This window comes from Streptomyces yokosukanensis (assembly GCF_001514035.1).
GTDB classification, from domain to species: domain Bacteria; phylum Actinomycetota; class Actinomycetes; order Streptomycetales; family Streptomycetaceae; genus Streptomyces; species Streptomyces yokosukanensis.
The window spans coordinates 589,854-613,116 of sequence record NZ_KQ948207.1 but is presented as its reverse complement, the minus strand read 5'-3'; the positions used below and the strand labels follow the sequence as shown (position 1 = coordinate 613,116).

20 protein-coding genes and 1 pseudogene are annotated in these 23,263 nt (G+C 69.1%); 10 read left to right on the top strand and 11 right to left on the bottom strand.

All coding sequences use genetic code 11. The features are described from left to right. Window positions 1–49: 49 nt before the first annotated feature. A complete protein-coding gene (locus AQI95_RS47185) occupies window positions 50–685 on the top strand; it encodes a hypothetical protein (RefSeq protein WP_159056460.1) in 636 nt (211 codons plus the stop codon). A gap of 123 nt (window positions 686–808) precedes the next feature. On the opposite strand, the gene AQI95_RS05870 is transcribed toward AQI95_RS47185, so the two are convergent. Then, window positions 809–1,213, bottom strand: coding sequence for a nuclear transport factor 2 family protein (locus AQI95_RS05870; protein ID WP_067118319.1), 405 nt, complete (start codon window positions 1,211–1,213; stop codon window positions 809–811). Window positions 1,214–1,353: 140 nt separating this feature from the next. Between AQI95_RS05870 and AQI95_RS05865 the strand changes: the two genes are divergently transcribed. Next, complete coding sequence (locus AQI95_RS05865; protein ID WP_067118314.1) at window positions 1,354–2,190, top strand: MerR family transcriptional regulator; 837 nt, start codon at window positions 1,354–1,356, stop codon at window positions 2,188–2,190. Window positions 2,191–2,352: 162 nt separating this feature from the next. On the opposite strand, the gene atpF is transcribed toward AQI95_RS05865, so the two are convergent. Further along, window positions 2,353–2,874 (bottom strand): F0F1 ATP synthase subunit B, encoded by a 522-nt coding sequence (atpF, locus tag AQI95_RS05860; protein ID WP_067118311.1) that lies wholly within the window; start codon window positions 2,872–2,874, stop codon window positions 2,353–2,355. Window positions 2,875–4,566: 1,692 nt separating this feature from the next. Here atpF and AQI95_RS48745 point away from each other — a divergent pair. Next, window positions 4,567–4,713: pseudogene (locus AQI95_RS48745) on the top strand (IS5/IS1182 family transposase); the annotation flags it as partial. 29 nt (window positions 4,714–4,742) lie between these two features. Here AQI95_RS48745 and AQI95_RS47180 read toward each other — a convergent pair. Further along, window positions 4,743–5,249, bottom strand: a complete 507-nt coding sequence (locus AQI95_RS47180; RefSeq protein WP_067118308.1) for a hypothetical protein — start codon at window positions 5,247–5,249, stop codon at window positions 4,743–4,745. Window positions 5,250–5,897: 648 nt separating this feature from the next. Here AQI95_RS47180 and AQI95_RS44485 point away from each other — a divergent pair. Then, window positions 5,898–6,359 carry a GNAT family N-acetyltransferase gene (locus AQI95_RS44485; RefSeq protein WP_079071068.1) on the top strand — a complete coding sequence of 154 codons (462 nt, stop codon included), beginning with the start codon at window positions 5,898–5,900 and terminating at the stop codon, window positions 6,357–6,359. Window positions 6,360–6,504: 145 nt separating this feature from the next. Here AQI95_RS44485 and AQI95_RS05845 read toward each other — a convergent pair whose 3' ends face one another. Continuing rightward, window positions 6,505–7,956 carry an amidase gene (locus AQI95_RS05845; RefSeq protein WP_067118301.1) on the bottom strand — a complete coding sequence of 484 codons (1,452 nt, stop codon included), beginning with the start codon at window positions 7,954–7,956 and terminating at the stop codon, window positions 6,505–6,507. Window positions 7,957–8,150: 194 nt separating this feature from the next. On the opposite strand from AQI95_RS05845, the gene AQI95_RS05840 reads away from it, so the two are divergent. After that, window positions 8,151–9,614: a membrane-associated oxidoreductase gene (locus AQI95_RS05840; protein ID WP_244188645.1), complete on the top strand. Its 1,464-nt coding sequence runs from the start codon at window positions 8,151–8,153 to the stop codon at window positions 9,612–9,614. Window positions 9,615–9,793: 179 nt separating this feature from the next. Then, window positions 9,794–10,768 carry an AMP-binding protein gene (locus tag AQI95_RS05835; RefSeq protein ID WP_067118294.1) on the top strand — a complete coding sequence of 325 codons (975 nt, stop codon included), beginning with the start codon at window positions 9,794–9,796 and terminating at the stop codon, window positions 10,766–10,768. A gap of 47 nt (window positions 10,769–10,815) precedes the next feature. Here AQI95_RS05835 and AQI95_RS05830 read toward each other — a convergent pair whose 3' ends face one another. The 3 genes from AQI95_RS05830 to AQI95_RS05820 all read right to left on the bottom strand — a co-directional run bounded on the left by AQI95_RS05830 (window position 10,816) and on the right by AQI95_RS05820 (window position 14,092). Continuing rightward, the gene (locus AQI95_RS05830; protein WP_067118290.1) at window positions 10,816–11,643 is read right to left on the bottom strand and encodes a maleylpyruvate isomerase family mycothiol-dependent enzyme; all 828 of its coding nucleotides are present in this window, start codon (window positions 11,641–11,643) and stop codon (window positions 10,816–10,818) included. 128 nt (window positions 11,644–11,771) lie between these two features. Next, window positions 11,772–12,971: a serine hydrolase domain-containing protein gene (locus AQI95_RS05825; RefSeq protein WP_067118287.1), complete on the bottom strand. Its 1,200-nt coding sequence runs from the start codon at window positions 12,969–12,971 to the stop codon at window positions 11,772–11,774. 158 nt (window positions 12,972–13,129) lie between these two features. Then, window positions 13,130–14,092, bottom strand: a complete 963-nt coding sequence (locus AQI95_RS05820) for a zinc-binding dehydrogenase (RefSeq protein WP_067118283.1) — start codon at window positions 14,090–14,092, stop codon at window positions 13,130–13,132. 162 nt (window positions 14,093–14,254) lie between these two features. Between AQI95_RS05820 and AQI95_RS05815 the strand changes: the two genes are divergently transcribed. After that, window positions 14,255–14,833 (top strand): TetR/AcrR family transcriptional regulator, encoded by a 579-nt coding sequence (locus AQI95_RS05815; protein ID WP_067118279.1) that lies wholly within the window; start codon window positions 14,255–14,257, stop codon window positions 14,831–14,833. Window positions 14,834–14,859: 26 nt separating this feature from the next. Here the strand turns inward: AQI95_RS05815 and AQI95_RS05810 are convergent, their stop codons facing one another. Next, the gene (locus AQI95_RS05810; protein WP_067118276.1) at window positions 14,860–15,666 is read right to left on the bottom strand and encodes a YqjF family protein; all 807 of its coding nucleotides are present in this window, start codon (window positions 15,664–15,666) and stop codon (window positions 14,860–14,862) included. Between the two features lie 297 nt (window positions 15,667–15,963). On the opposite strand from AQI95_RS05810, the gene AQI95_RS05805 reads away from it, so the two are divergent. Together AQI95_RS05805 and AQI95_RS05800 are read left to right on the top strand one after the other, a co-directional pair. Further along, window positions 15,964–17,706 carry an alpha-L-fucosidase gene (locus AQI95_RS05805; protein WP_067118273.1) on the top strand — a complete coding sequence of 581 codons (1,743 nt, stop codon included), beginning with the start codon at window positions 15,964–15,966 and terminating at the stop codon, window positions 17,704–17,706. A 14-nt stretch (window positions 17,707–17,720) separates the two neighbouring features. Further along, window positions 17,721–20,126: a ricin-type beta-trefoil lectin domain protein gene (locus AQI95_RS05800; RefSeq protein WP_244188644.1), complete on the top strand. Its 2,406-nt coding sequence runs from the start codon at window positions 17,721–17,723 to the stop codon at window positions 20,124–20,126. Between the two features lie 242 nt (window positions 20,127–20,368). On the opposite strand, the gene AQI95_RS05795 is transcribed toward AQI95_RS05800, so the two are convergent. Next, window positions 20,369–20,854, bottom strand: coding sequence for a carboxymuconolactone decarboxylase family protein (locus AQI95_RS05795; protein WP_067118266.1), 486 nt, complete (start codon window positions 20,852–20,854; stop codon window positions 20,369–20,371). Between the two features lie 164 nt (window positions 20,855–21,018). On the opposite strand from AQI95_RS05795, the gene AQI95_RS05790 reads away from it, so the two are divergent. Next, the gene (locus AQI95_RS05790; RefSeq protein ID WP_067118263.1) at window positions 21,019–21,957 is read left to right on the top strand and encodes an RNA polymerase sigma-70 factor; all 939 of its coding nucleotides are present in this window, start codon (window positions 21,019–21,021) and stop codon (window positions 21,955–21,957) included. Between the two features lie 163 nt (window positions 21,958–22,120). Here AQI95_RS05790 and AQI95_RS05785 read toward each other — a convergent pair whose 3' ends face one another. Continuing rightward, window positions 22,121–22,582: a hypothetical protein gene (locus AQI95_RS05785; RefSeq protein WP_067118260.1), complete on the bottom strand. Its 462-nt coding sequence runs from the start codon at window positions 22,580–22,582 to the stop codon at window positions 22,121–22,123. A gap of 198 nt (window positions 22,583–22,780) precedes the next feature. Then, window positions 22,781–23,245: a hypothetical protein gene (locus AQI95_RS05780; RefSeq protein ID WP_208614077.1), complete on the bottom strand. Its 465-nt coding sequence runs from the start codon at window positions 23,243–23,245 to the stop codon at window positions 22,781–22,783. Between the last annotated feature and the right edge of the window lie 18 nt (window positions 23,246–23,263).

Here is a 23,263-nt window from a genome sequence, read left to right as displayed (position 1 = left end):
AGACTTCATCGAATGCACGGAAGTCCATCCGAAGGGGCTACGACGAATCATGTCTGTCAACTACCGGACGAACACGACCGGTTGGATAGCCGGAGTCGCTTTGACCGCGGCGGTCACGGCTCTGTCGGGGTGCTCGGACAACAAGGAAGCGCACGCCACGGACAAGCCGAGCGCACACGGCTCGGCCTCTTCTCACCCGGGTCCGCGTGATACGGCAGTGGGTGGTACGAAAACACCACAGACGGGAGTCGGCGACCAGTCCACACCTGAGGCAGTGGTTGCCACACTGGTCACCGCGATCATCAAGGGCGACACCAAACAAGCGTGTTTGGTGAGCGGGACGCCTGCCACCGGGTCGACGCCCGCGAAAGCCGGCACCGAGTCGATGTGTGGCAGCGACTCGCCCGAGGTGCGACAGATGGGCGACATGATCAAGAGGCTCCGCATCTCGTTCACCCCCAAGAAGCCCTCAAAAGACCCGCAGGTGAAAGTCGCCCAAGTCTCCCGGACCGGCGGCAAGGCGGTCGTTCCCTCCGACAAGATCACTGTCGACGGACAGACCCTCGACGCGATCATCTTGTCCCACTCCACCGGACTGAAGCCCGGTCAGGTGAACGTGAAGTTCGATGCCACCAAGATCGGCGGCCCCTGGTACGTGACCAACATGGACCTCGCCATCGGCTGAATCGAGGAACTGGCCGGTCCAGGGAAGCGGTCGCGGTGAGCCAACCGCCGAGCTCGATCGCGAGGGTTCGGGTGCGCAGGGGGCCGTGTCGCCTCGCCGTCCGGCGGCAGGATGTGCCCGGTCTTAAGTCTCCGGCAGCGGCTGGACGGTCAGGTGGTAGTCCTGCAGGATTCGGCCGTCGTCGTCGAGCGCGAGGAAGACCCGGGCGGCCCAGGCCACTTCGTCGACCCTGGGGCCCGTGGCGTAGGTCAACTGAATGGTGAACATGACGATGTCGTCGTGCACGGTGACGTGTTGGTCGTGGGTGATGTGGTACTCGCCGGAAGCGACGAACAGTCCGTACGCCTCCGCGACCCGGTCGACCAGTGCGTCGTGGCCGTGGAACCGGGTGCCCTCGACGAACTCGACGCCGTCCACGGCCCACAGCTCGGCGACGGCACGCTCGCGTGCGGTGGCGTCCGGTTCGCTCCACACGGCGAGGTAGCGATGCACGATCTGGTCGACGTCGGGGATGGTGGTCTGCGACATGCGGGGTCAGCTCCCTTGCTCGGTGCGTGATCGTCGGCCTGCTCCGGCCGCGGACACCAGGCTCGCGGCGGCCGCCGCGGGAGAGTCAAGGCAACGGCTCCGCCGAACTCTCCCCCTGCGGGAGGCCGCACAATGGATGTGTGACGAGCCACCTGTCAATCGGCGACTTCTCCCGGGCCACCCATATGACCGTCAAGACCCTGCGCCACTACCACGACGTCGGACTGCTGGAACCGGTCGACGTCGATCCGCAGACCGGTTACCGGCGCTACTCGACCGAGCAGATCCCCACGGCCCAGGTCGTACGCCGCTTCCGCGACCTCGGGATGCCCCTGGAGGAGATCAGGACCGTCCTGGCCTCCTCCGACGTCCCCACCCGTAATCGGCACATCAGCGCGCACCTGCAGCGACTGGAGGAGGAACTGGGCCGCACCCAGCGCGCGGTCTCGGCACTGCGCGACCTGCTGTCGCCGCCCGCCTACAGGGACTCACCCGGGATCGAGTTGCGCAGTGTCGGCGCGGTCCAGGCCGCGGCGATCACGGCGACGGTCGAGGCACAGGACGTCGGTGCCTGGTTCCAGGGCGCCCTCGGCGAACTGTTCGCGACCCTGGCGAGCCAGGAACTTCCGGAGACCGGCCATGCCGGCGGCGTGTACGCGGACGAGCTGTTCACCCTGCACCGGGGGCGCGCGACCGTATTCGTGCCGTGCGACGGACCCGTCCGCCCGGTCGGACGGGTCGAACCAGTGCTCGTGCCGCCGGCCGAGCTCGCCGTGATCGAGCACTGCGGGCCGCCTTCCGAAGTCGACCGCGCCTACGGCACATTGGCCACCTACGTCGCACGCCACGCACTCGCCGTAGACGGCCCGATCCGCGAGTACTACCTGGTCAGCCGACGCCACTGCCCGGACAGCGCATTGTGGCGGACCGAGATCGGCTGGCCGGTCTTCCGCACCGGCGTCACCGACCCCGTATAGCGTGATGAACCTGTCCGGCACCACACACGTGCACTCACTTCTCGGATGCCGTCAGTTCGGTCGTCCTTCCGCACCGTTGGAAGGCCGAGCCGCCTGCGTCCTGGTCACGCATGACCGTCATGCCCCGTCGGCTCACCCCCTGCGGCTGATCCGTCGAGAAAGCTACGAAGCCCCCCTCGCCGGCCCGTCCTCTCGGGAATCGAGGCTTGAGGGGAAGCGGTCCACGACACTGCTGTCACCGGCCATCCCATGGACGGGCTCGCCGACGACCCTGCTGGCCAGTTCCGCGGCCAACGACACGACATCCCCGCGCAACTCGGTCTCCGCGATGATCCGGTCGGCGGCGAGCCGTGCCTGTGCCTCAGTGATCATCGTCTCGCGTTCGCGCAGGCCTTCGGCACGGATCTCGGCAAGCAGCCGTGCGCCCTCTTCCAACGCCTGCTGCCGTATGTGAGCCGCCTCGTGCCGGGCCTCGGCAAGTTCATCGCGGTACTTGGCGAGGACATCGTCGGCCTCCCCCTTCATCCGCTCCGCCCGCTCGATCTCGCCCTCGATAGCGTCTCGCCGCTCCGCGAGAACCCTGTTGATGCGCGGTAGAAGCACCGTCGCCAGTGGGACGAAGACCGCGGCGAAGGTCACCACGCATATGAGCGTCGGCGCCAGCCCAGGTGTCAAAATGTCCATGCCAAGATCTTACGGACTTGACCAAAACATTACAGAGCGCTGCGGGTAAGAGTTCGCTCCCAATCCGGCACCCGCCCGAATGGTCAACAGTGCCTCTATCGGCCAGGGGCACTCGGACGCGGCCCGGCCCTTCGAGTGAAAGATCGAAGCAAGGCCACCTGACTGGCGGTTCGCTAGTTGTTGTGACGGTCTTCAAACCATACGTTCAGCTCCAGCGCGCACAGCGGCGGCGCCGTGCCCAGAGTTCGTCCACACCTGCCACAGACCACCATGCCGAGAGGAACTGTCATGCGCCTGATCCGCTGCGCTCTCGCTGCTGCAACAGTGGCGGCTTCCGCCTCAGCCATCGGCCTGCCCCTCTTCTTCACGGACTGGATGCCCCAGAGTTCCGGTGCCACGCAGGTCCGCATGGTCAACGCCCCCGGCCTCCCCCGGGGCAAAGGCGAATCACCCCAGGCGCCCTTTGCGAATCCGGGCCCGCAGGAACGAGATGGCCGCTGTGACAACTACGGAGGCCCCTACTGTGGCTGGGTGCGGAAGTACTGGGGCGGCTGCGACAGGGAGTGGGGCCTGAGCTACGGATTCAAACACGATCACCTCTGCCGCCACGATCCCCGCCCGAGCCCCTCAGCCACATCCAGCCCGTCGGACACATCAAGTCCCTCAGGTGCGCCTCCAGCCACCGAAAGCAGCAGTTCCTCGGCCACACACAGCCGTTTGGCCAGGCCCAAGCACTCGGCCAAGCCCAGCCACACGGCCACATCCGGCCCCCTCGGCCACCACCGGGAGCAGCAGTACCTTGTGGCCAGTCCCGCCGAGAGACCTTCGGCGAGCAGTAGCAGCAATGGTGCGCACTCGCCGGTGGCGGTCGATCCGCAGCTGCCGCCGAGCGGAGAAGACCTGCTGGGCTCTCGCCCCGACCTCCCCATCGGGGTCGGCCCGTCCGGTACCGGATGGCGATAGCCGGGCAGGGCGCGCGGCGAGTCTTCTGCGAACCGCACATCCAGATGCCGGGGACCGGATACCTGCGCGAACTCCTTGCGGGTCCACACGTGTACCGCACCGCCCCGTCTCGCCGAAGACTCAGCAGCGTTTCCGTGCGGGTGCCGTGGCTCCGGAGTCGCAGCGTGCCGGGGACCTTGGCGGGCCAGTAGTCCGCGGCGCCGCCGCAGATTCCCTCGACCCACTTGGTGCCTGCGGGCTGGCAGGCGTCGTGGCCCAGTAGTCGCGGCAGGACTTGCCGCTCGCACCGTGTTCGAGGCACTTGAGGAGCATGCCGCCGAACGGCAGGCTGTTGCCGCCGACGCCGATGGTGACGATGTCGGTCTGGTCGCCCAGCGCGGCCCACTCGTACTGGTCGGCCGCGCCGGCAGAGCCCGAGAGCACAGGCGTGCACGCCGCCAGCGCCAGCCCGACGGCCAGTGCTCGTGTCCGCAGGCGGGAGACGGGGGTGTCGCGTGGATCTTCCAGGACGGGCGAGCAGCAGGCCCGTCGAGGCGAGGGCCGCCAGTCGGCACATGGGCGTCGGACGCATCCGCACTCTACGTTCACTCGTCGTAGTCAAATGAACGCTCAGTGAAGGTAGTTGGGGGCATGCGACCGACCGACAGGTGCGCCGGGTGGCCAACTCCTGTCAGCGGAGAGAGGTGTCACAGTCAGCTCAGTGATCACGAAGGACGGCCGTGTCAGCACTGCAACCGGCGTCGGATCGCCGACCGGACGGTCTTCGAGCACGTCGCGCTCGCGCTGTTCCACGGCTCAAGCTACGAGGGCGTCTCCGCCCCTGGATGCTCCGACCGCACCATCAGACGTCGCGTCAAACAGCGGGCTGAACTGGGATGGACCCGGCACTCCCTTCCGGCCGACTGTCACTCGGCAGAACGACGTCGGCGCAGCCAGGCCATAGCCAGGCCTCCTAGAGTCATCAGCAAACCGCCGGCCGCGATCAGGATGTACTTCGTGCTCAGAAGGCTGTCGCTCCAGCTGGCAGCCGAGCTGTCACCCGCAACGGCCCGGGGCGACGGGGAGCCGGACAAGCCAGTTGTACCGCCGTGCGGACCAGCACTGTCCTCACGGTCGTCGTCGTCCTCGCGGTCGACGCAGTGGGTGGCCGGGAAGGGAAAGGAGCGCTCGTGGCGGTCGAAGGCCTTCACCAAGAAGCGCGGATGCACCCTGAAGAAGTCACGAATCTCAAACGCGTACAGGCCGGAGGTGTTGGTCGGCTCGCCCACGTCCAGATAGGTCGCGACGGTAAAGCTGTCCCACGGTGCCGCCGGCGACGAGGCCGGGGCTCCCGGGTCTCCCGCGACGACGAGAGCCTCAGGCCCATGTCGGTCATTGATCAGAATCGCCCTCAGGTCCTTGTCGATGAGCACGACTCGACGGTGGCTGTGGCAGTTGCGCCAGGGATTGCGGTGACCGTGGTGCCCGCCGCCCTTTTTGAGCCACAGGGAGCTCGACGCGTGCCGTGCAGACGCCTCCGCAGCGACGCCGGCCGATGGAGACACGAGAGCGATGGCCGCACCCGCCAGTGGCGCTGCAACCCAGGCACGATGATTCATCCGATGACCTCCATGGATGGCGGACACAGGCGACCGCCTGCTGGGTGACACATCCGAATCTCAGATGAAGTTAAGAGAAATCAACTCATCACACCGTGAACATCCTCGGGGAGCCGTACTCTGTCACTCAACCGCAGCAGTCTCGACGGATGAAGCACGCCTAGAGCGGCATCACTCGAACATGTGCGGGAAAGTCGGGGACACCGTTCCAGTCGGTGTCCGATGGGCGGAGTCGCTCGGCCGTCCGAAGGCCGTGCCCGGCGGAGGAACGGATCCTCAAGGCAAGCCCGTGTCAACCGGTCAGCCCTCTTCAGGCCCCGTAGGGCGCATGTCGAAGGTGGCTGGTTGTGACTCCGGAGCCTGTGTTTCCATTCCAGAGTGAACAACGAAAGCTTCGGCGCTGTCGTGGAAAGGTCGGGTCCCTGTGTTCGGCCGAGGGCTGAAGGCGATGTCGAAAACTGTGTGAGGGTTCTCGCCGAAGTCCATCGATGTGACGGCTACCCGGTGAACTGGCCCGACCAGCCTGACGCGTGGTTGTCACAGGCTTCTCCACTGGGGGCCTGGGTCGCCGAACATAGCGGCCGTCTCGTCGGCCATGTCGGTCTGTCCCGCGGCGGCGAGGGAGACCTGGCCCCCGGCTTGTGGAGCGAGCAGAGCGGGACGAGCAAGGACCTGACCGCTGTGGTCAGCCGTCTCTTCGTCGCTCCGCAAGCAAGGGGGCACGGGATCGGTGCAGTGCTGATCGGTCAGGCCGTGGCGGAAGCACGACGTCGCGGACTGCATCCAGTGCTCGACGTCGTGGCATCCGACAGGGCCGCAGCGGCCCTGTACGAGCGGCTGGGCTGGGAACTGCTGGCCACCGTCGAGCAACGATGGAGCCCGTCCCAGACAGTGACCATCCACTGTTACGCGGCGGCATCGTGACGTGGCTGCTCACAGCCGTTGTTGTCGAAAGGACGCGAATTCGACGAACTCGTCGACCGGAATGCAGGTTCCCGGAGTGCCCGGAGGATCGAAGCGCGGACACGGCGAGACCGCGACGACCACCCCCTGGATGATCTCGGCTGCCCTACTTCGGCGCCTCAAAGCCGCCGATCTTCTCCTCGAGGAGTTCGGCCAGCCGCAGCGGGGTGCGGTCCTCGTACATCGGGCCGATGAGTTGCACTCCCACCGGCAGCCCCTCAGCGGACCGGCCCGTTGGTACGGCGGTGGCGGGCAGGCCGGGCATGGTGGCCAGTCCGGCCCAGACGAGCTGGTCGAAGTACGGGTACTCGACGCCGTCGATGTCGATCCGGCGTGCCCTCAAATCGGGGTCGTGGTCGTGCGGGAACGCGGGAGTGGGCGTGATGGGACACACCACGGCGTCGAACGCGGCGAAGAACTGCCGCCAGCCGTGTCGGTGCAGCTCGCGACGGTTGTTGGCCTCGATCCAGTCGCGATGGCTGAACACCATGGCGCGCAGCCGCTCCGCATCGAGACTCTGGTCGTCCGCGCTCAGTCCGGCGGCACGGGTCCGGAGCTGCTCGTACGCTTCGACGGGGAAACGTGCGACCTGGCTCGAGAACAGCAACTGCGTGTAGAGCATCGCGGCTTCGGTCAGATCCGGCAGCAGTGGACTGTGCCGTTCGACGCGGGCCCCGCCGTCGACAAGTGCGTCGGCCACCCGGTTCACGCCCGCCCGCACATCGGCCCCGGACGGGATGAGCGGATGCTGTTCGAGGACCAGGACGCGGAAGTCGCCGAGCCGCTCGTGGCGCGCGGGCGGCAGCCTCAAGTCGTACGCCACACCGAGCGTCAGCGGGTCCGGTCCCGCCATGACGTCGAGCAGGAGCGTGAGGTCACGGGCGCTGCGCGCCATCGGACCGGCGACGGCGAGGTCGGCTTCGGCCGGCAATGCCGGACCGGGCGGCGGGACCATACCGCGGCTCGCCGCCAGCCCGAGTGTCGGCTTGTGTGCGTAGACACCGCAGAAATGTGCGGGGGTGCGCAGGGAACCGGCGATGTCGGAGCCGATGGACAGCGCGCCGAATCCGGACGCCAGGGCCGCCGCCGATCCGCCGGAGGATCCACCCGCCGTGCGACCGTGATCCCACGGGTTGTTGGTGGTGCCGTAGATCTCGTTGAAGCTCTGCACATCCTGCAGCCCCAAGGGCACGTTGGTCTTACCGAGCATCACCGCGCCTGCGGCCCTGAGCCGGGACACCTGCACCGCGTCCTCGGCCGGCATGTAGTCCCGCTGCTGCGGCATTGCCCAGGTCGTGGGCAGCCCAGCGATGTTGTAGGACTCCTTGACCGTCACCGGAATGCCGAGCAGTGGCCGGTCCTCACCGCGGGCGCGCGCCTGGTCGGCATCGCGTGCGGCGGCCCGTGCGCGGTCGAAGTCCGGCACGCAGATCGCGTTGATCGCCTCGTCGTCCCGCTCGATAGCGGCGATCGCCTCGTCGGTCAGTTCCACGGAGGTCACGTCTCCGGCACGCAAGGCTGTCGCGAGTTCTTCGGCCGTCCGAAAGTTCCAATCCATGAATCGACCGTATCGGCCCCTGGAACAAGTCACGAAATACCGTTGAGCACAACAGGATTGGGATGGATGTGCCGATACCCATCATGTTCCTGTCCGGCCACGGAAGCGGGCTGGGTCGTACCGACGAACTTGAACGGCGTGGAGTGCTCCGTTTCGCAGTTGACAGCTCGAACATGGCACGTCAGAGTCCCGGCGTGAGCGAGACCAACGAGCTGACGCCGGCCGAGACGCGCGTATGGCGGGCCTTTCCGCGAGGCGAGTCCGTGGACTTCAGCGCCGAGGACGAGGATCCAGCACTCGACGAGGCACGATGCGCCGAGCGGACCGTACGGGCAAGTGTGCTGCGGACGTTGTTGCTCAAGGCTCCGCAGGAAGAGGGCGAGATCGCCGCGCTCAAGGTCACCGGGGCGCGGATCACGGGCGTACTCGACCTGAAGTACGCCACGATCGACGCCGCCGTCCAGTTGAACCACTGCCGCTTCGACAGCGTTCCCGACCTCTACGGTGCCAAGCTGCGCCAGCTCGATCTGAGCAACTCCGTGCTGCCGGGCCTTGCTTCGGCGACCTTGCGGGTCGAGGGGGTGCTGCGAATGACGGACTGCCGGATGCGGGGGCCGGTACGGCTCGGCGGGGCGCAGATCTCCGGGGCACTGTTCATGGAGCGGGCTCGGTTCACGGCGCTGGACGACTCCGAGCCGGTGTTGCAGCTCAACCAGGCGACAGTCGGCGACGACCTATGGGCGCCGGAGATTCGCGCGCACGGACAGGTACGGCTCACCGGCGCCTCGGTCGCCGGGCGAATCAACGTTCAGGACGGCGAGTTCGACAACCCCGGCGGCATCGCGCTGGACGCGCAGAACCTCATTGTCGGAGCCCACATACGGGCGCGGTGCGTACGTACGCGGGGGCGGGTCGAACTCCGAGGTTCGCGCATATCGGGCCGTCTCGACCTGCTCCACGCGCACCTGTCGCATCCGGGCGACACGGCACTGCGGGCAAGCAGTTGTGTCATCGGTGAACTGTGGCTGCGTGGTGGTGACCGCATCGAGGGCGCCCTGAATCTGCGGCGTTCTCACATAGAAATCCTGACCCTTGAACCGGAGATGCTCCCCGAGCAGGTGCATCTCAGCAATCTCAGGTACACGGTACTCAGCCCGCACGAGCCCGCCGAGCGCCGCCTGCCGATGCTGGAACAGGACGGCGGCCAGTACGAACCCCATTCCTACGAGCAGTTGATGGCGGCGTATCGCCACGTCGGCGACGACGACGCGGCCCGGCTGGTTCAGCTCGCCAAGCAACGCCGCCGACGTACCACACTCGTCTGGTACGGGCGGCTGTGGGGGCATGTTCAGGACGCCACCGTCGGCTACGGCTTCCGCCCCTTGCGTGCGGCCGGCTGGCTGCTGTCCCTCATGGCCATGGGATCGATCGCGTACGGCCTGCACCACCCCCGCCCCGTCAAGGCGGGCGAGGCCCCTGACTTCAACCCTGTCTTCTACACCCTTGACCTGCTCCTGCCGATCGTCGACTTCGGCCAGGGGTCGGCGTTCGCCCCTGAGGGCTGGTACCAGTGGCTGTCGTACGTCCTGATCATCACCGGCTGGATTCTGGCGACAACGATCGTCACGGGCGTGACCCGTACGGTCAGCCGCCAATGACCCCTGCGGGGAAGCCTGGTCAGAGCGCAGTCCGCTCCACGGGGCTCCACAGCTCCGCGTCCGCCCTGGTGGCGTCCTGCGACAGTCGGGTGCCCAGGATCTCGGGGCCCGGCCGGCTCGCATCGAGGTCGTCACTCACCCCTACGATCCCCTGCGGGTCCTGAGACGCTGCGACACCGTTGCTCGGCACCGGTCCGCAGGACGTGTGGACGCTGTTCCACTCGCTGAGTTTCGACTTCAGCGTCTGGGAGCTGTGGGGCCCGCTGCTGTACGGCGGCCGGCTCGTCGTCGTGGACCGGGACGCGGCCACGGATCCGCTGGAGTTCGCCCGGCTGCTGGTGGCACGGCGGGTCACCGTCCTCAACCAGGTGCCGTCCGCGTTCGGCAACCTGGTCACCGAGGCCGCCGACGAAGGGATACGGCTGCCCGCGCTGCGCCGGGTCGTCTTCGGCGGGGAGGCTCTGGTGCCGGCGGACGTGCGCCGCTGGTGGGCGCAGGGCATCGCGCCGGACGCGCAGCTGGTCAACATGTACGGCATCACCGAGACCACGGTGCACGTCACCTGGTGCCCGCTGAGCCCGGCCGTGCTGGAGCAGGCGGCGCCGGGCCGCACGCCCATCGGCCGTCCGCTGCCGCACCTGACGGTGTCGCTGCGGGACGCCCAGGGCGATCCGGTGGCCGCGGGCGAGCCCGGTGAGATCTGGGTCGCCGGCGCCGGCGTCACCCATGGCTACCTGGACCGGCCGGAGCTGACGGCGGGACGTTTCGTCGACCCGGCGGACGGTTCGGGACGGCACTACCGCAGCGGCGACTGGGCGGTGGCGGACGCGGAGGGCGGCCTGTTCTACGCAGGACGCCAGGACGGGCAGGTCAAACTGCGCGGCTTCCGTATCGAACTGGGCGAGATCGAGGCGGCGTTGCGGGCTCTGCCCGGCGTCTCGGGCGCGGCATGCCTGGTGACGGCGGATGCCCACGGCGAACAGTCGCTCACCGCGTACCTGGTGGCGGACCGCACGGAGCTGCCGGCGTCCACGGTCCGCACGGAGCTGGCGGTGCGGCTGCCCTCCCACATGGTCCCGCAGCACGTGCACTACCTGGAGCGGCTGCCGGTGACCCCGCACGGCAAACTGGACCGCGCGGCACTCGCCGCGTAGCCCGCGAAGCCCCGGGCGGACAAGCTCGCGACCGCCCGGGAGACGGTTCAAGGTGCGGTGAACAAGGTCGGGAAGCGGGAGGCCAGCCATGGCCTGGAGCCCCAGGCGAGAACCCGCCCCTGGGCGATGGCCCGCCAGGGATTGAGCCGGCCCAGCGCGATGAGCAGGAAGGCGACGGGATCGAGCAGGATGGTGCAGTCCGCGCGCTGCACTGCTGCCCCCGGCGTCACCTGCACGGCGCCGTCGGCCAGGGACACACCGAACGCTTCGCCCCCACGCAGCCTGATCCGGTATCGGGCCGTGAGCCCGGCCGTGGCCACGGGGTCCGTGACACGCGGCATGACCGAGAACATGAACGGCATGCACAAGCCTACCCGTGCGCGGTCGACCATGTGCGGTCGCTTCAGGGCGCGAGCCAGGTCGTATCCGTGGCCGAGCATGTGCGTGAGCAGGTACGAAGCGAGAACGGATCGGTCCATCAGGCCCAGGGGGGTGAGGGGTGCCGACCCGTCGGCCACGGGGTGCGCCAGAGCGTCCAGGAACGCCTCGGCCTGCTCGGTGATCATCGTCGCGAGGGGCTCCGCCCGGCGCTCCCCGAAGACGGCCAGGGACTCCGCGTTGGCACGGGCGAGGCTCTGGGGCGTTCCGTCGCCGTAGGGGCGTTCCCGCCCTGCTGCCAGGTCGGCCATCAGTTCGTTGGCCAGGGCCAGGTGGGCGGCGGCCTCACCCACGGTCCACGCCGACCCCGGCACGGCAAGCGCGGTGTCGCTCGCGCTCCGCACCAGCGTGGCGATCTCCTCGGCAGTGCCCCGGATCGCCTGCCCCAGTCCGTCGGGCAAGGGGCATGAGCCGTCCCGCCGTATCCTCGTGTCCACGTTGCCTGCTCCACTCCCCACCCGCCCGGCAAGCCCGACGAGCCTGCGGCGCTGGTACCCAACCAGACGGCAGGGCGCGCGGCAAGTCCCCGCGCGCCCCCGCATCGGTCCACCGGCCGCTCGACGTCTCAGCGCCGGACCCCGCACAGCGCATGGTCGGTGAGGGTCTGCACCGCCTTGTCGAGCCGGGCCTCGTCGACGAGCGCGGTGGTGGACGTCACCGACACGGTCACCGCCCGCCCACCGGCCGCATCGACCGCAGGCCGTCCGTACACCCCGAAGCCATCGCCCTCGTGCATGTAGTAGACACCCCCGCAGGTCAGGGGTACGATCCGCAGCCCGAGTCCGTATCCGCCCCGCTTGCCGGCCGGCGGCACCGGCAGGTCGTCGTAGGCGACCGTCTGCCGCATCAGCGCCCATTGCGCGGCGGGCAGCAGCCGCCCGGAGGCCAGGGCGCGGAAGAACGTGTCGAGGTCCGACGGGGTGCTCACCACTCCGGAGTCCGCGGTGTGCTGGAAGCTCTCCTCGGTCAGGTCCACCGGTTCGCCTCCGGGCCCGTCGATGGTCACCCGCTCGTGCGGGCCGATCAGATACGGGTTCTCGCCGGGGATGTAGGTGCGCCGCAGGCCGAGCGGTGCGATGATCCGGTTCTCGACCAGCTCCCGCCAGCCCACGCCGCCCGCCTTCTCCGCGATCATGGCGGCCAGCAGGTAGTTGGTGTTCGAGTAGGCCCACCGGCGCGGCGAACCCTTGGGCGGCGGTGTGAAGAGCGGGGCGTGCCGCATCGCGATCGCGACGAGCCGGGACGGCGGGGTGGCGTCGTAGCGGTACTCGTCGAAATGGTTCAGCAGCTTGTCCTGTATCCCGGGGTCGGTGATGTAGTCGTAGATCCCGCTGGTGTGTTGAAGGAGGTCGCGTACGGTGATCCGCGAGCCGTCGTTGCCGTTTCCGTGCACCACTCCGGGCAGCCACCGTTCCACCGTGTCGTCCAGCGAGAGCCGTCCCTCCGCGACCAGTTGGAGCACCACCACCGCCGTGAACGTCTTGCTGGTGCTCGCCACCCGGAACTCCGGGTCCCACGGCACGGGCGCGGTCGAGCCCACACCCGCAGTCCCCTGTCGTGCCCGCAGCACCGTGCCGCCCGGTCCGTCCACCCGGGCCACCACGTTCACACCGCCGCCGCCGGCAGCCCGTACCGCCGCGAGATCCCGCCTCAAGTCGCCCGCCGAGTAGCCCCCGCCGGCCACGCGCGCCCCGGCAGGCACCTCGCCCGCCCCGCAAGCCATGAGCGCCGCAACACACGCCACCACTGCCGTACGCTTCCCCATCACGCTGACACCCCGTACTCGGCCGAACCCTCTCCCGACCTGTCTCAGTCAACACGCCGCAGCCCTCCCCATCGATGGAGCTGCCACCCGGGCCCCAGGTGGGGCTGCCCCCACCCCGCAACACAGGCCTGGTCGCCGCGAACGCCGTCCCGCCTCGCTCAGGGTGCCAGCACAACCCTCCCGAACACCTCGCCCGCGTCCATCCGGCGGTGAGCCAGCGCCGCCTGGTCCAGCGGCAGCACCTCGTGCACCACCGTGCGCAGGTCTCCGCGTGCGGCGTCGGCGAACTGCGCCGAGCGCACGGCCTGCCTCTCGGGGCCGGGCACGGTGTCGGAGCTGAAGGTGGCGAACGACAGGGACTTGCGGAAGGCGCTCATCAGCCGCATGCCGAAGTCCGCCGGCGGCTGTCCGCCGACCACGCCGACAGCGACGAACCGCCCATTGGGGTTCAACCTGTCCAGAAACAACGGCAGTTGGTCACCTCCTACGACATCGATCACCACGTCGAACCCCGATGGCGCGTCCGGGCCGCCCGCGCCGGAGCGGTCGAGGACATGGGTCGCGCCCAGGTCTCGCAGGCGGGCGCCGCGCTCCGCCGATGAGGTGGTGACCGCCACCGCGCCGGCGCCACCCCTCGCCGCGAGCTGGACCGCCGTGATCCCGATGCTGCCCGCCGCCCCGCGCACGAGGACCGCCTCGCCGGGGGCGAAACGGGCACGGTCCAGCGCGAAGTGGGCGACCACGCCGGAGCCGCCGAGGGTCACCGCGTCGACGCCGGTCAGGCCGTCGGGCAGGGGAACGATGTCCTCGACCGCGGCGACGACCTGTTCGGCGTACCCACCGGACAGGCCGGTGAACGCCCACACCCGACGCCCTGTCCACGAGGCGTCCACGCCCTCTCCCACCGCGGTGACGCTTCCGGCGACCTCGCTGCCGAGGAGATGGCCCGCCCGGAAGCCGTGGCCGGCGAGCGTTCCCCGGCGGATCACGGCGTCCACGCCACCCACCCCGATCGCCTCCGTGGCGATCCGCACCTGTCCTGGTGCGGGAACGGGCGCGGGCAAGTCGACGACGTCCAGGCCATCAGGGTGTCCGAACGTCCTGATCACGACGGCTTTCATCTCGGCTCCTCGGGCCTGTGCACGGACGGGGCACCGCTGCGACGGCCGTGGACGAGACAAGCCGGACGGCCGAGGCGGCACCGGTGGAGCGCCGGGACGGGCAGCACCACCGCCATCGGACCGTAACGGACGCACGCGTCCGCTTGACTAAAGTGAGAAGCGATGACCCGCCATTTGCCTCACACTGCGCGCTCCGACGCCCGCGAGAACCGGGCCCGCATCCTGGACGCCGCCTGCACGGTGTTCGGCGAGGAGGGCCTGAGCGCACCCGTGCGCGAGGTCGCCCGGCACGCAGGTATCGGACCCGCCACGTTGTACCGGCACTTCCCGACCAAACGGGCCCTGATCGTGGAGACCTTCGCCGAGCAGCGACGGGCCTGCCACGCCGTCGTCCGCGACGCACTCGCGGACTCGGACCCGTGGCACGGATTCCGGAACCTGGTCGAGCAGATCTGCGAACTCCACGCCCGCAGCCGGGGATTCCCGGACGCCTTCATGACGGCCTTCCCCGAGGCCATGGACTTCGTCGCCGACCGAGAACGCATGCTCCGCGCGGTCACCGAGCTGGCCCGCCGCGCCCAGCGGGCCGGCCGGCTGCGCCCCGACTTCGTGGTCGACGACCTGGTCCTGATGCTCATGGCCCACCGGGGCGTCCAAGACGTACCGCCTGCCGCCCGGTTCCTCGCCTCCCGCCGCTTCGCCGCCTACGTGATCGAGGCGTTCCGCGCCGTACCGGGCTGAACCGGCCCGACCCGACTTGGCTCGTCCTAGCCGTTCGGCTCGGCACGGAGGCTTTCCTGCCGCAGGTTCGGCCGACGGACGGGGCGGCCGAGGCGGACCGGGACCCCCGGTGAATACAGGACGCTGGCCGGGGCGGTGCCCGGCGCGGGCAGGCCCGCCGCGGTGAGCAGGTTCTCTTCGCAGGTGATCAGCTCGGCGCGGTGCAGGGGCCAGCGCGGGTGCTGGTTGGGCAGGTACGCCGCCCCGCCGGCGAAGGGGTTGTGCATACCCCAGCGGGCGGTGAGGAAGTGCTCCAACTCGGTCGGTTCGTCGATGCGTTCACCAGGACGTACGACGACGCGACTGCGCGCGCCGCCGCGCCCGCCCGGCCAACGGCGCGAGCTGGTATAGGTGACGGTGTCGCCGTCGGAACGCACGGCCATGCGCGACCACAGGTAGGGAAGCCGAAAGCCGATGCGTCCCATCACCACGGGGATCAGGCGTGAGGCGTCCATCGAGCGGAAGACGACGCCGCGGCGGCCGTGCGCGTCCACCGAGTACAGGCGGACGTTGGTCTCCGGGAACGAGCCCAGGTAGGGCACCCCGGGCAGCCGGAACCAGCCGACCTTGTGCATGCGGAAGGCGACCAACCCGACATAAGTGCTTCCGTCATGGACGTCGGGCACGGTCCCGGTCGGCAGCAGCGGTGCCACCGTGGCCGGTTCGACGGCCCAGTGGAGGAACGTCAGATCCAACCACTGCTGGGTGAGCAGCGGAAAGCGTATGTCGGCAGGAGCGTCCGGGGAGACAGCCGTGTCAGGGAAGCGGGGAGCGTCGCGGGCGGGCTTCTGCATCGCTGAAGCATGACAGGCGAATGGCCGCTGCGGCACACCGGCACCGATGGCCGGCTTACTCATCAGACCCGTTGACTCTCATCGGATGTATCCCTACGTTCCCCTCAAGCAATCCCAGAAACGCCTGAACCATCGAGGCAATGCCGAAATCCGCCCACCATCTTCGCGCAGACATCCGATCTATCCGACGAAGCTGGAGTTCTGATGCCCCCGCGGCGCACACACGCATGGAGCCTTCCGACGGGTCCGTCCCGTGTACGAGGAATTCCGTCCCGTGTACGAAGATCACTGACGTGCTTGGCCGCCGTCGCCGCGCTGATCGTCGCCACGGGCAGCGCGGCCGCCGCGACACCCTCCGAGGTCGTCGCCGTCGATCCCGGCGACAGCGCCGCTCAGGTCATCGCGAAGGCCGCCGACGTCGTCCCTTCGGCGCGGCAGCTGGCCTGGCAGCGCATGGAGCGGACCGCGTTCATGCACTTCGGCGTCAACACCTACACCGGCAACGAGTGGGGAACCGGCACCGAGGACCCGGACATCTTCCGGCCGACCGGGCTGAACACCGACCAGTGGGCCACCACTTTGAAGCGGAACGGCTTCAAGGAGGGGATCCTGACAGCGAAGCACCACGACGGCTTCCTGCTCTTCCCCTCGGCGTACTCGACGCACTCGGTGGCGTCGTCGTCCTGGCAGGCCGGCCACGGCGACGTCGTCCAGAGCTTCACCGACTCCCTGCACAAGGCCGGGCTGAAGGCGGGGATCTACCTGTCGCCGGCCGACCTCCACGAGGCCCGGCCCGGCGGACGGTTCGCGAACGGCAGCCCGGCGGTCCCGGTGACCATCCCCTCCGACCCGTCGGAGATCGCCGACGGCGTCACCTTCCACTTCACCTCCGACGACTACAACACCTACTACGAGAACACCCTGTACGAACTGCTCACCAGGTACGGCGAGATCGACGAGGTGTGGTGGGACGGAGCCAACCCGACCGGCCGGAACCAGCCGTACGACTTCCCCGACTGGATCAAAATGGTCCGCACGCTCCAGCCGCACGCGGTGATCTTCAACGACGGCGGCCCGGACGTGCGCTGGGTCGGCAACGAGGACGGCTCGGCGCGCACCTCCGAGTGGTCCGCCGTGCCCTACACCGGCGATCCGGCGACCGCCGCCGACACCATCCTGACGGTCCAGCCGAACAACTCGGCCGACGACATCGCCGGTGACGACGTCCTCGGACAGCGCGCGGCCGACGGGAACAGTGCGTGGAACCTGATCCGGTGGGCGCCGGCCGAGTGCGACACGACGCTGTCGGCGCATCACAACTGGTTCTGGCACCCGGGAGACACCTGGAGGTCCGAGGCGGATCTGGAGAACCTCTACTACAGGTCGGTCGGCCGCAACTGCAACCTGCTGCTGGACGTCGGACCGAACCAGCAAGGCGTGTTCGATCCGTCGGCCGTGACCGCGCTCAACACCTTCGGCACCGCGCTGTCCCAGACCTTCGGCGCCGACCTCGCCGCCGGCGCCGGCAGCGCGAACGGCCCCGGTACGGCCAACACCCGCGGACACGCCCCGGCGGCAGCGGTGGACGCGAGCCTGGACACCTCCTGGCAGCCCAGGGCGAGAACCGGCTCCCTGGTGCTCACCCTCCCGTCGGCACGGACCTTCGACGTCCTGTCCGTCCAGGAAGACCTCCGTGTCGGCCAGCGCGTCGAGTCCTTCGCGGTCGACGCCCGCACCAGCGGCACCTGGGTCCAGATCGCCACGGACACCACCGTCGGCGCCAGAAGACTGATCCGCCTGAACACCCCGGTCACCGCCTCCCGGATCCGGCTGCGCATCACCGGATCACGAGCCGCCCCGGCGATCGCCGCGTTCGGCCTCCATCTGCGTCCGCCCTCCAGCCGCGGCGTCACCGGCACGATCGCCTCGGAGAACGGCGGCACGTGCGTCGACGCCACGAACGCGGGCACCGCCAACCTCACCCTGCCGGACCTGCGGGACTGCAACGGTGGCACCCATCAGCAGTGGAACCTGCCATGAGAGAGGAAAAGGCCGTGTTCCGACGTACCCGAGGCCGCCGACCGGTCCGGCGGCTCGCCGTCGCCGCCCTGGTCGCGGTGCTGGGCCTGTTCGTCCCGCCGCCAGCGTCCGCGTCCACCTCCCCCCGCACCGCCGTCACCACCTCCATCACCGTGGACGGCACCAAGCCCGGCCGCGTCTTCGACGGCATCGGCGCGATCAGCGGAGGAGGAGGCAATTCGCGCCTGCTCATCGACTACCCGGAGCCCCAGCGCAGCCAGATCCTGGACTATCTGTTCAAACCCGGCTACGGCGCCTCGCTCCAGGTCCTCAAACTGGAGATCGGCGGCGACGCCAACTCCACCGACGGCTCCGAGCCGTCCGTGGAGCACAGCAAGGGTGTCGTGAACTGCGACGCCGGATACGAGTTCTGGCTCGCCGAGCAGGCCAAAGTGCGCAACCCGAACATCGAGTTGTACGGTCTGGCCTGGACCGCCCCCGGCTGGATCGACGGCGGCTCGGGCAACTTCTGGTCGCAGGACACCATCGACTACTTGATGACATGGCTGGGCTGCGCCAAGACGCACCACCTGAAGATCGATTTCCTGGGCGGCTGGAACGAGCGGGGCCACCAGGCCGCCTGGTACGAGAACCTCCACGCCACGCTGCGCGCGAAGGGCTATGCGACGAAGGTCGTCGGCGACGACACCGACTGGAGCACGGCCGACACCATGGTCACCGACCCGGCCTTCGCCGCGGCGGTCGACGTCGTCGGCGCCCACTACCCGTGCAGCGGCGGGGACGGCGGCGACGCGCTGACCTGTCCGTCCACACCCAACGCACTGGCGACCGGCAAGCCGCTGTGGGCCGGCGAGAACGGCTCGCAGGACATCCACTCCGGCGCCGCACCGCAGATCCGCTCGATCGTGCGCGGCTATCTCGACGGCCGGATCACCGCGACCCTGAACTGGCCAGTGCTTGCGGCGATCACCCCGAACCTGCCCTACCCGACCGTGGGCCTCGCCGTCGCACCCGAACCCTGGTCCGGCTTCTACCGGGTCGGCACCGAAACCTGGGGCACCGCTCAGGTCACCCAGTTCACCCAGCCCGGCTGGCGGTTCATCGACTCGGCGTCAGGCTATCTGGGCGGGGCGCGGGCCAACGGCGGCTACATCACTCTGCACTCCGGCGCCGACTACTCGACGATCATCGAGACGACCACGGCGACGTCCGCGCAGACCGCGAACGTCACCGTCACCGGCGGGCTGTCCACCGCGGCTGTACATGTGTGGTCCACCGACCTGAGTTCCTCGGACCCCACGCGCCAGTTCGTCCGCGACGCGGACATCACCCCGGCCGGCGGCACATACTCGATCACCTTGCAGCCGAACCACATCTACACGCTGACCACGACCACCGGCCAGGGCAAGGGCACCGCCACCGCCCCGGCCCACGGGCCGCTGACCCTGCCGTACTCCGACGACTTCAGCTCCTACCGGGTGGGTTCCGAAGCCAGGTACCTGTCGGACATGCAGGGCTCGTACGAAGTCCAGCCCTGCGCTGACGGCCGCACCGGCACGTGCCTTCAGCAGATGGCGCCGGTGAAGCCCATCGAGTGGCAGGACGACTCGGACGCCTTCTCCGTCGTCGGAGACGTGGGCTGGGGCAACTACACGGTCTCGGCCGACGTGGACCTCGCCCGGCCCGGCACGGTGGAACTGCTCGGCCGCGCCAACTACCAGTCGCGCCCACAGGCCGACCAGGCCGGCTACTGGTTCCGGGTCTCCGACACCGGCGCCTGGTCGATCGTCAGGAGCGACACCACGGGCGTCTACACCACGCTCGCCCACGGCACCACCGCCTCACTCGGCACCGGCCGCTGGCACCACCTCGCGTTCACCCTCCAGGGCCCGAGCCTCTCGGCCGCCGTCGACGGCACGACCGTCGGCTCCGTCCAGGACCGCACATGGACCAACGGCCAGGCCGGCCTCGGCGTCGTCGGCTACGCCGCCGACCAGTTCTCCGACCTGACGATCACCCCCGGCTCCGGGAGCAGCGCCCCTGCCGGCCCGATCACCTCGGCACTGCCCGGCAAGTGCGTCGACGACAACGCGGGCAGCGCGGTCAACGGCACCTCTGTGCAGATGTGGGACTGCAGCGGATCCGCCGCGCAGCAGTGGACGTACACGAACCAGACGCTGAACACCAACGGCACATGCATGGATGTCACCGGTCATGGCACCGCCAATGGCACGCTCGTCGAGGTGTGGGACTGCAACGGCGGCAACAACCAGAAGTGGGCGCCACAACCGAACGGCTCACTGGTGAGCGCGGAATCGGGCAAGTGCCTCGACGATCCGGGGTTCTCCACGGTCAACGGCACGCAACTGGAGATCTGGGACTGCAACGGCGGCGCCAACCAGAAGTGGACACTGCCCTGACCGCCTTCGTCCTTCGTGCCCGCACTCGGCTGCGACTGGGAGGTCGGCGGGCAGAGAAATCGGTCGCGCTCGCCGACTTCGCCGACTTCGCCGACGAGCCCTTGACCCGTGCCAACGGCCCGGCCCCGGACGCCTTCTGGCGCATCGACCCCCGCCCCGACGGCAGCCACGCCCTCGCCCAAGCCCTCCTCACCGGGCCCCTCACGGCGACGCCGCCCACCACGGGCAGCGTCGCCAGCCGGTCAATTCGCCATCGTGTCGAACGTACCGGCCTGGTAAGAGCCGCCCTTGGTCTTGGTGATCACCAACAGCCGGTTGGCGGCGTTGATCATGGCGACCAGGTAGACCAGCGCGGCGATCTGGTCGTCGTCATAGTGCTTGCGCACCAGAGCCCAGGTCGCGTCGGACACACCGTGATCGGCGTCGGCCATGCGGGTGCCCTCCTCGGCCAACGCCAGTGCGGCCTGCTCGGCCTCACTGAACACGGTGGACTCGCGCCAGGCGGCTACCAGGTTGATACGGACCGCGGGTTCACCGGCGGCCGCCAGCTCCTTGCTGTGCGCGTCGACGCAGTATCCGCAGCCGTTGATCTGGCTGGCACGCAACTCCACCAGCTCCATCAGCGACTTCGGCAGACCCGACTGCATGATCGCCACGCTGGTATTGGCGAACCGCTTGCCGATCTTCGCGCCGACGCCGTTGGTGTTCAGGTCGAAACGGGGTTCCATGATGTGGTCCTCACTCGCGGTGGTGAACGAACGACCACAAGACGACGGCACCCGGTCCGGCATAACAGTGCTGCGATGTGAGGTGAAACACTTCGGTTCGGTGTGACGAAACGGCGGGATCCGGCGTCGGGTGGGTGACACAGTCGAGAGAAGGCAGGAGACACATGACCGGATCGGCGCAGAGCACACCCGACGATCGCGGCGTCGGCGGGAACCGGTCCAGTCGCTCGGCCACCGCCACCGAAGCGTACGTCGCCCACCGCAACCTGCTGTTCACGGTCGCCTACGAGATGCTCGGCTCGGCAGCCGACGCCGAGGACGTGCTGCAGGAGACCTGGTTGCGCTGGACCACCGTCGATCTCGACACCGTGCAGGATCAGCGCGCCTATCTGGTCCGCATCACCACCCGCCAGGCACTCGACCGCCTGCGCGCGCTCGGTCGGCGCAAGGAGTCCTATGTCGGCCCCTGGCTGCCCGAACCGCTGCTCACCGCGCCCGACGTGGCCGTCGATGTCGAACTGGCCGAACACGTCTCGATGGCCATGCTGCTGGTGCTGGAGACACTCGCGCCGGTCGAGCGGGCGGTGTTCGTCCTGCGCGAGGTCTTCGAGCTGGACTACGAGGAGATCGCCGAGGCCGTCGACAGAACCCCGACCGCGGTCCGCCAGCTCGCCTACCGGGCGAGGGCCCACGTCGCGGCACGCCGGCCGCGCGGGGCCGTGTCTGCGGCCGACACCCGAAACGCCGTCGAGGCGTTCCGACGCGCGGTCGACACCGGCGACCTGCAACCCCTGCTCGACATCCTCGCGCCCGATGTCGTGTTCCTCGGTGACGGCGGCGGTGTCGCGCGGGCCGCGCTCGCACCCGTCGTCGGGGCCGCCGCGGTCGCCGCCGCGCTGGCCGCCGGGCTGGGCAACCTCGCCACGAGATCACTGGAGTCGGCGCAGGTCAACGGCTATCCCGCGCTGATCCTTCGCTTCGACGGACAGATCGACACCGTGCTGGCGGTACACATCGACGACGGCCTCGTCACCGGGCTCTACTCCGTGCGCAACCCCCACAAGTTGTCGCGTCTGCAGCGCAAGACGGAACTGCGCCGCTGAACCGCGCCCCTCGCGACGTACTCGTCCTGCAGCGTCGACGCACTGCTGTTCCCCCAGGCCGGCCAGGTGGTCCGCAGGCACGCGTGGGCTCACGGCCGGCGGCTCGCTCGCAGAGCGGGAGCACCACGCCCGACGGCTCGTGGCCGACCCGGGGGGGGACCGGTCAGCGCACGCGGACGGTCTTGACGTCCGTGGTGCGGTCCACGTGCGGGTGTCCTCCACGCGGGCCGTCGACGCCGTAGAGCACGCCGCGGAACTGGAGGACGCCCCGGTGCGTGGCCTTGGCCATCGCATCGACCCGGGCGTCACCGGTGGCGATCTCCACGATGCGGCCGCACTTGACCGTGTGCCAGGCGCCGTGCGTGCCGACGCGCTGCTGGGCGCAGAACTTGGCGTACCGGACGGCGTCGCTGTCGCCCTGGCCCTTGACGTGCACCTTCTGGCCCAGCTTCACCGTGCCGGGCGAGGCGCTGAGGGTGGCGCTGCCCTTGGCGAACGCCGGGGTCACCGCCAGTACGGCGGCGGCCACGCCCAAGGCGCCCACGGTGGCCAGACGGGCGCCCCGGCGACCGCGGCTCCCCTTCGTCGCGAAACCGGCTTCCTGTGCCTTCTCACTATGTGTCATCGCTGTTCCCCGTTCGTCGGCTCGGCATGTCTGTGTTCTTTGTGCGGGAAATGCCTTACTGCGGGCTGTGCTTGAAGCGTGGAACGAAACACGAGGCATACCGTATGTCGGATATCGGATGTCACATGGCAAGAGGGGAAATCGGCGCGGTGCGTTCCACGAGTGGTGAACAAGCCGAGCCCCGTCCTCCCGCACGGGTCAGAGGCGGGGCGGCGCATCGGGGTGGGGAGCGAGGTGGTTCTGCGACTCGCGGTGGCGGAACTGCTCGGCGCTGCTCAGCGCCCGGTGCAGCGGGATCGCGGTGAGCAGGACGAAGATACCGAAGAGCGTGATCGGCAAGAGCCCTACTGGACGCAGGAACGCGGCCGGATGCGTCATGACGCCGCTCCACGCGACGCTCCAGTTGCCGACGGCGTCCGCGAGCATGACCCCAGCGGCGAGCAGCGGCCCACCGGGGCGGGCGCGGATGATCAGTAGCGCTACCAGCGGGTCCAGCAACAAGAGCGCGTGGAAGAGCAGTTGAAGGAGCACCGGTGCGTAGCTGTAGGCGTGCAGCCCGCCCGTCACCAGGAAGTATCCGTGCGCTCCCGCCCCTTCGAGAAATCCGACCACGTACACCACCGCCGTGCGCCGGACCCATACCGGACGATTCCCCCATCGCATGGTTGTCACCCTAGCCCG

What these genes read in the sequence shown, in the direction of transcription:
- AQI95_RS05790 (WP_067118263.1), top strand. Translation starts at nt 21,019, where the DNA reads ATGACCGGATCGGCGCAGAGCACACCCGACGATCGCGGCGTCGGCGGG.
- AQI95_RS05820 (WP_067118283.1), bottom strand. Translation starts at nt 14,092, where the DNA reads ATGAAAGCCGTCGTGATCAGGACGTTCGGACACCCTGATGGCCTGGAC.
- AQI95_RS47185 (WP_159056460.1), top strand. Translation starts at nt 50, where the DNA reads ATGTCTGTCAACTACCGGACGAACACGACCGGTTGGATAGCCGGAGTC.
- AQI95_RS05810 (WP_067118276.1), bottom strand. Translation starts at nt 15,666, where the DNA reads ATGCAGAAGCCCGCCCGCGACGCTCCCCGCTTCCCTGACACGGCTGTC.
- AQI95_RS05815 (WP_067118279.1), top strand. Translation starts at nt 14,255, where the DNA reads ATGACCCGCCATTTGCCTCACACTGCGCGCTCCGACGCCCGCGAGAAC.
- atpF (WP_067118311.1), bottom strand. Translation starts at nt 2,874, where the DNA reads ATGGACATTTTGACACCTGGGCTGGCGCCGACGCTCATATGCGTGGTG.
- AQI95_RS05845 (WP_067118301.1), bottom strand. Translation starts at nt 7,956, where the DNA reads ATGGATTGGAACTTTCGGACGGCCGAAGAACTCGCGACAGCCTTGCGT.
- AQI95_RS05825 (WP_067118287.1), bottom strand. Translation starts at nt 12,971, where the DNA reads ATGGGGAAGCGTACGGCAGTGGTGGCGTGTGTTGCGGCGCTCATGGCT.
- AQI95_RS05780 (WP_208614077.1), bottom strand. Translation starts at nt 23,245, where the DNA reads ATGCGATGGGGGAATCGTCCGGTATGGGTCCGGCGCACGGCGGTGGTG.
- AQI95_RS05795 (WP_067118266.1), bottom strand. Translation starts at nt 20,854, where the DNA reads ATGGAACCCCGTTTCGACCTGAACACCAACGGCGTCGGCGCGAAGATC.
- AQI95_RS05870 (WP_067118319.1), bottom strand. Translation starts at nt 1,213, where the DNA reads ATGTCGCAGACCACCATCCCCGACGTCGACCAGATCGTGCATCGCTAC.
- AQI95_RS05785 (WP_067118260.1), bottom strand. Translation starts at nt 22,582, where the DNA reads ATGACACATAGTGAGAAGGCACAGGAAGCCGGTTTCGCGACGAAGGGG.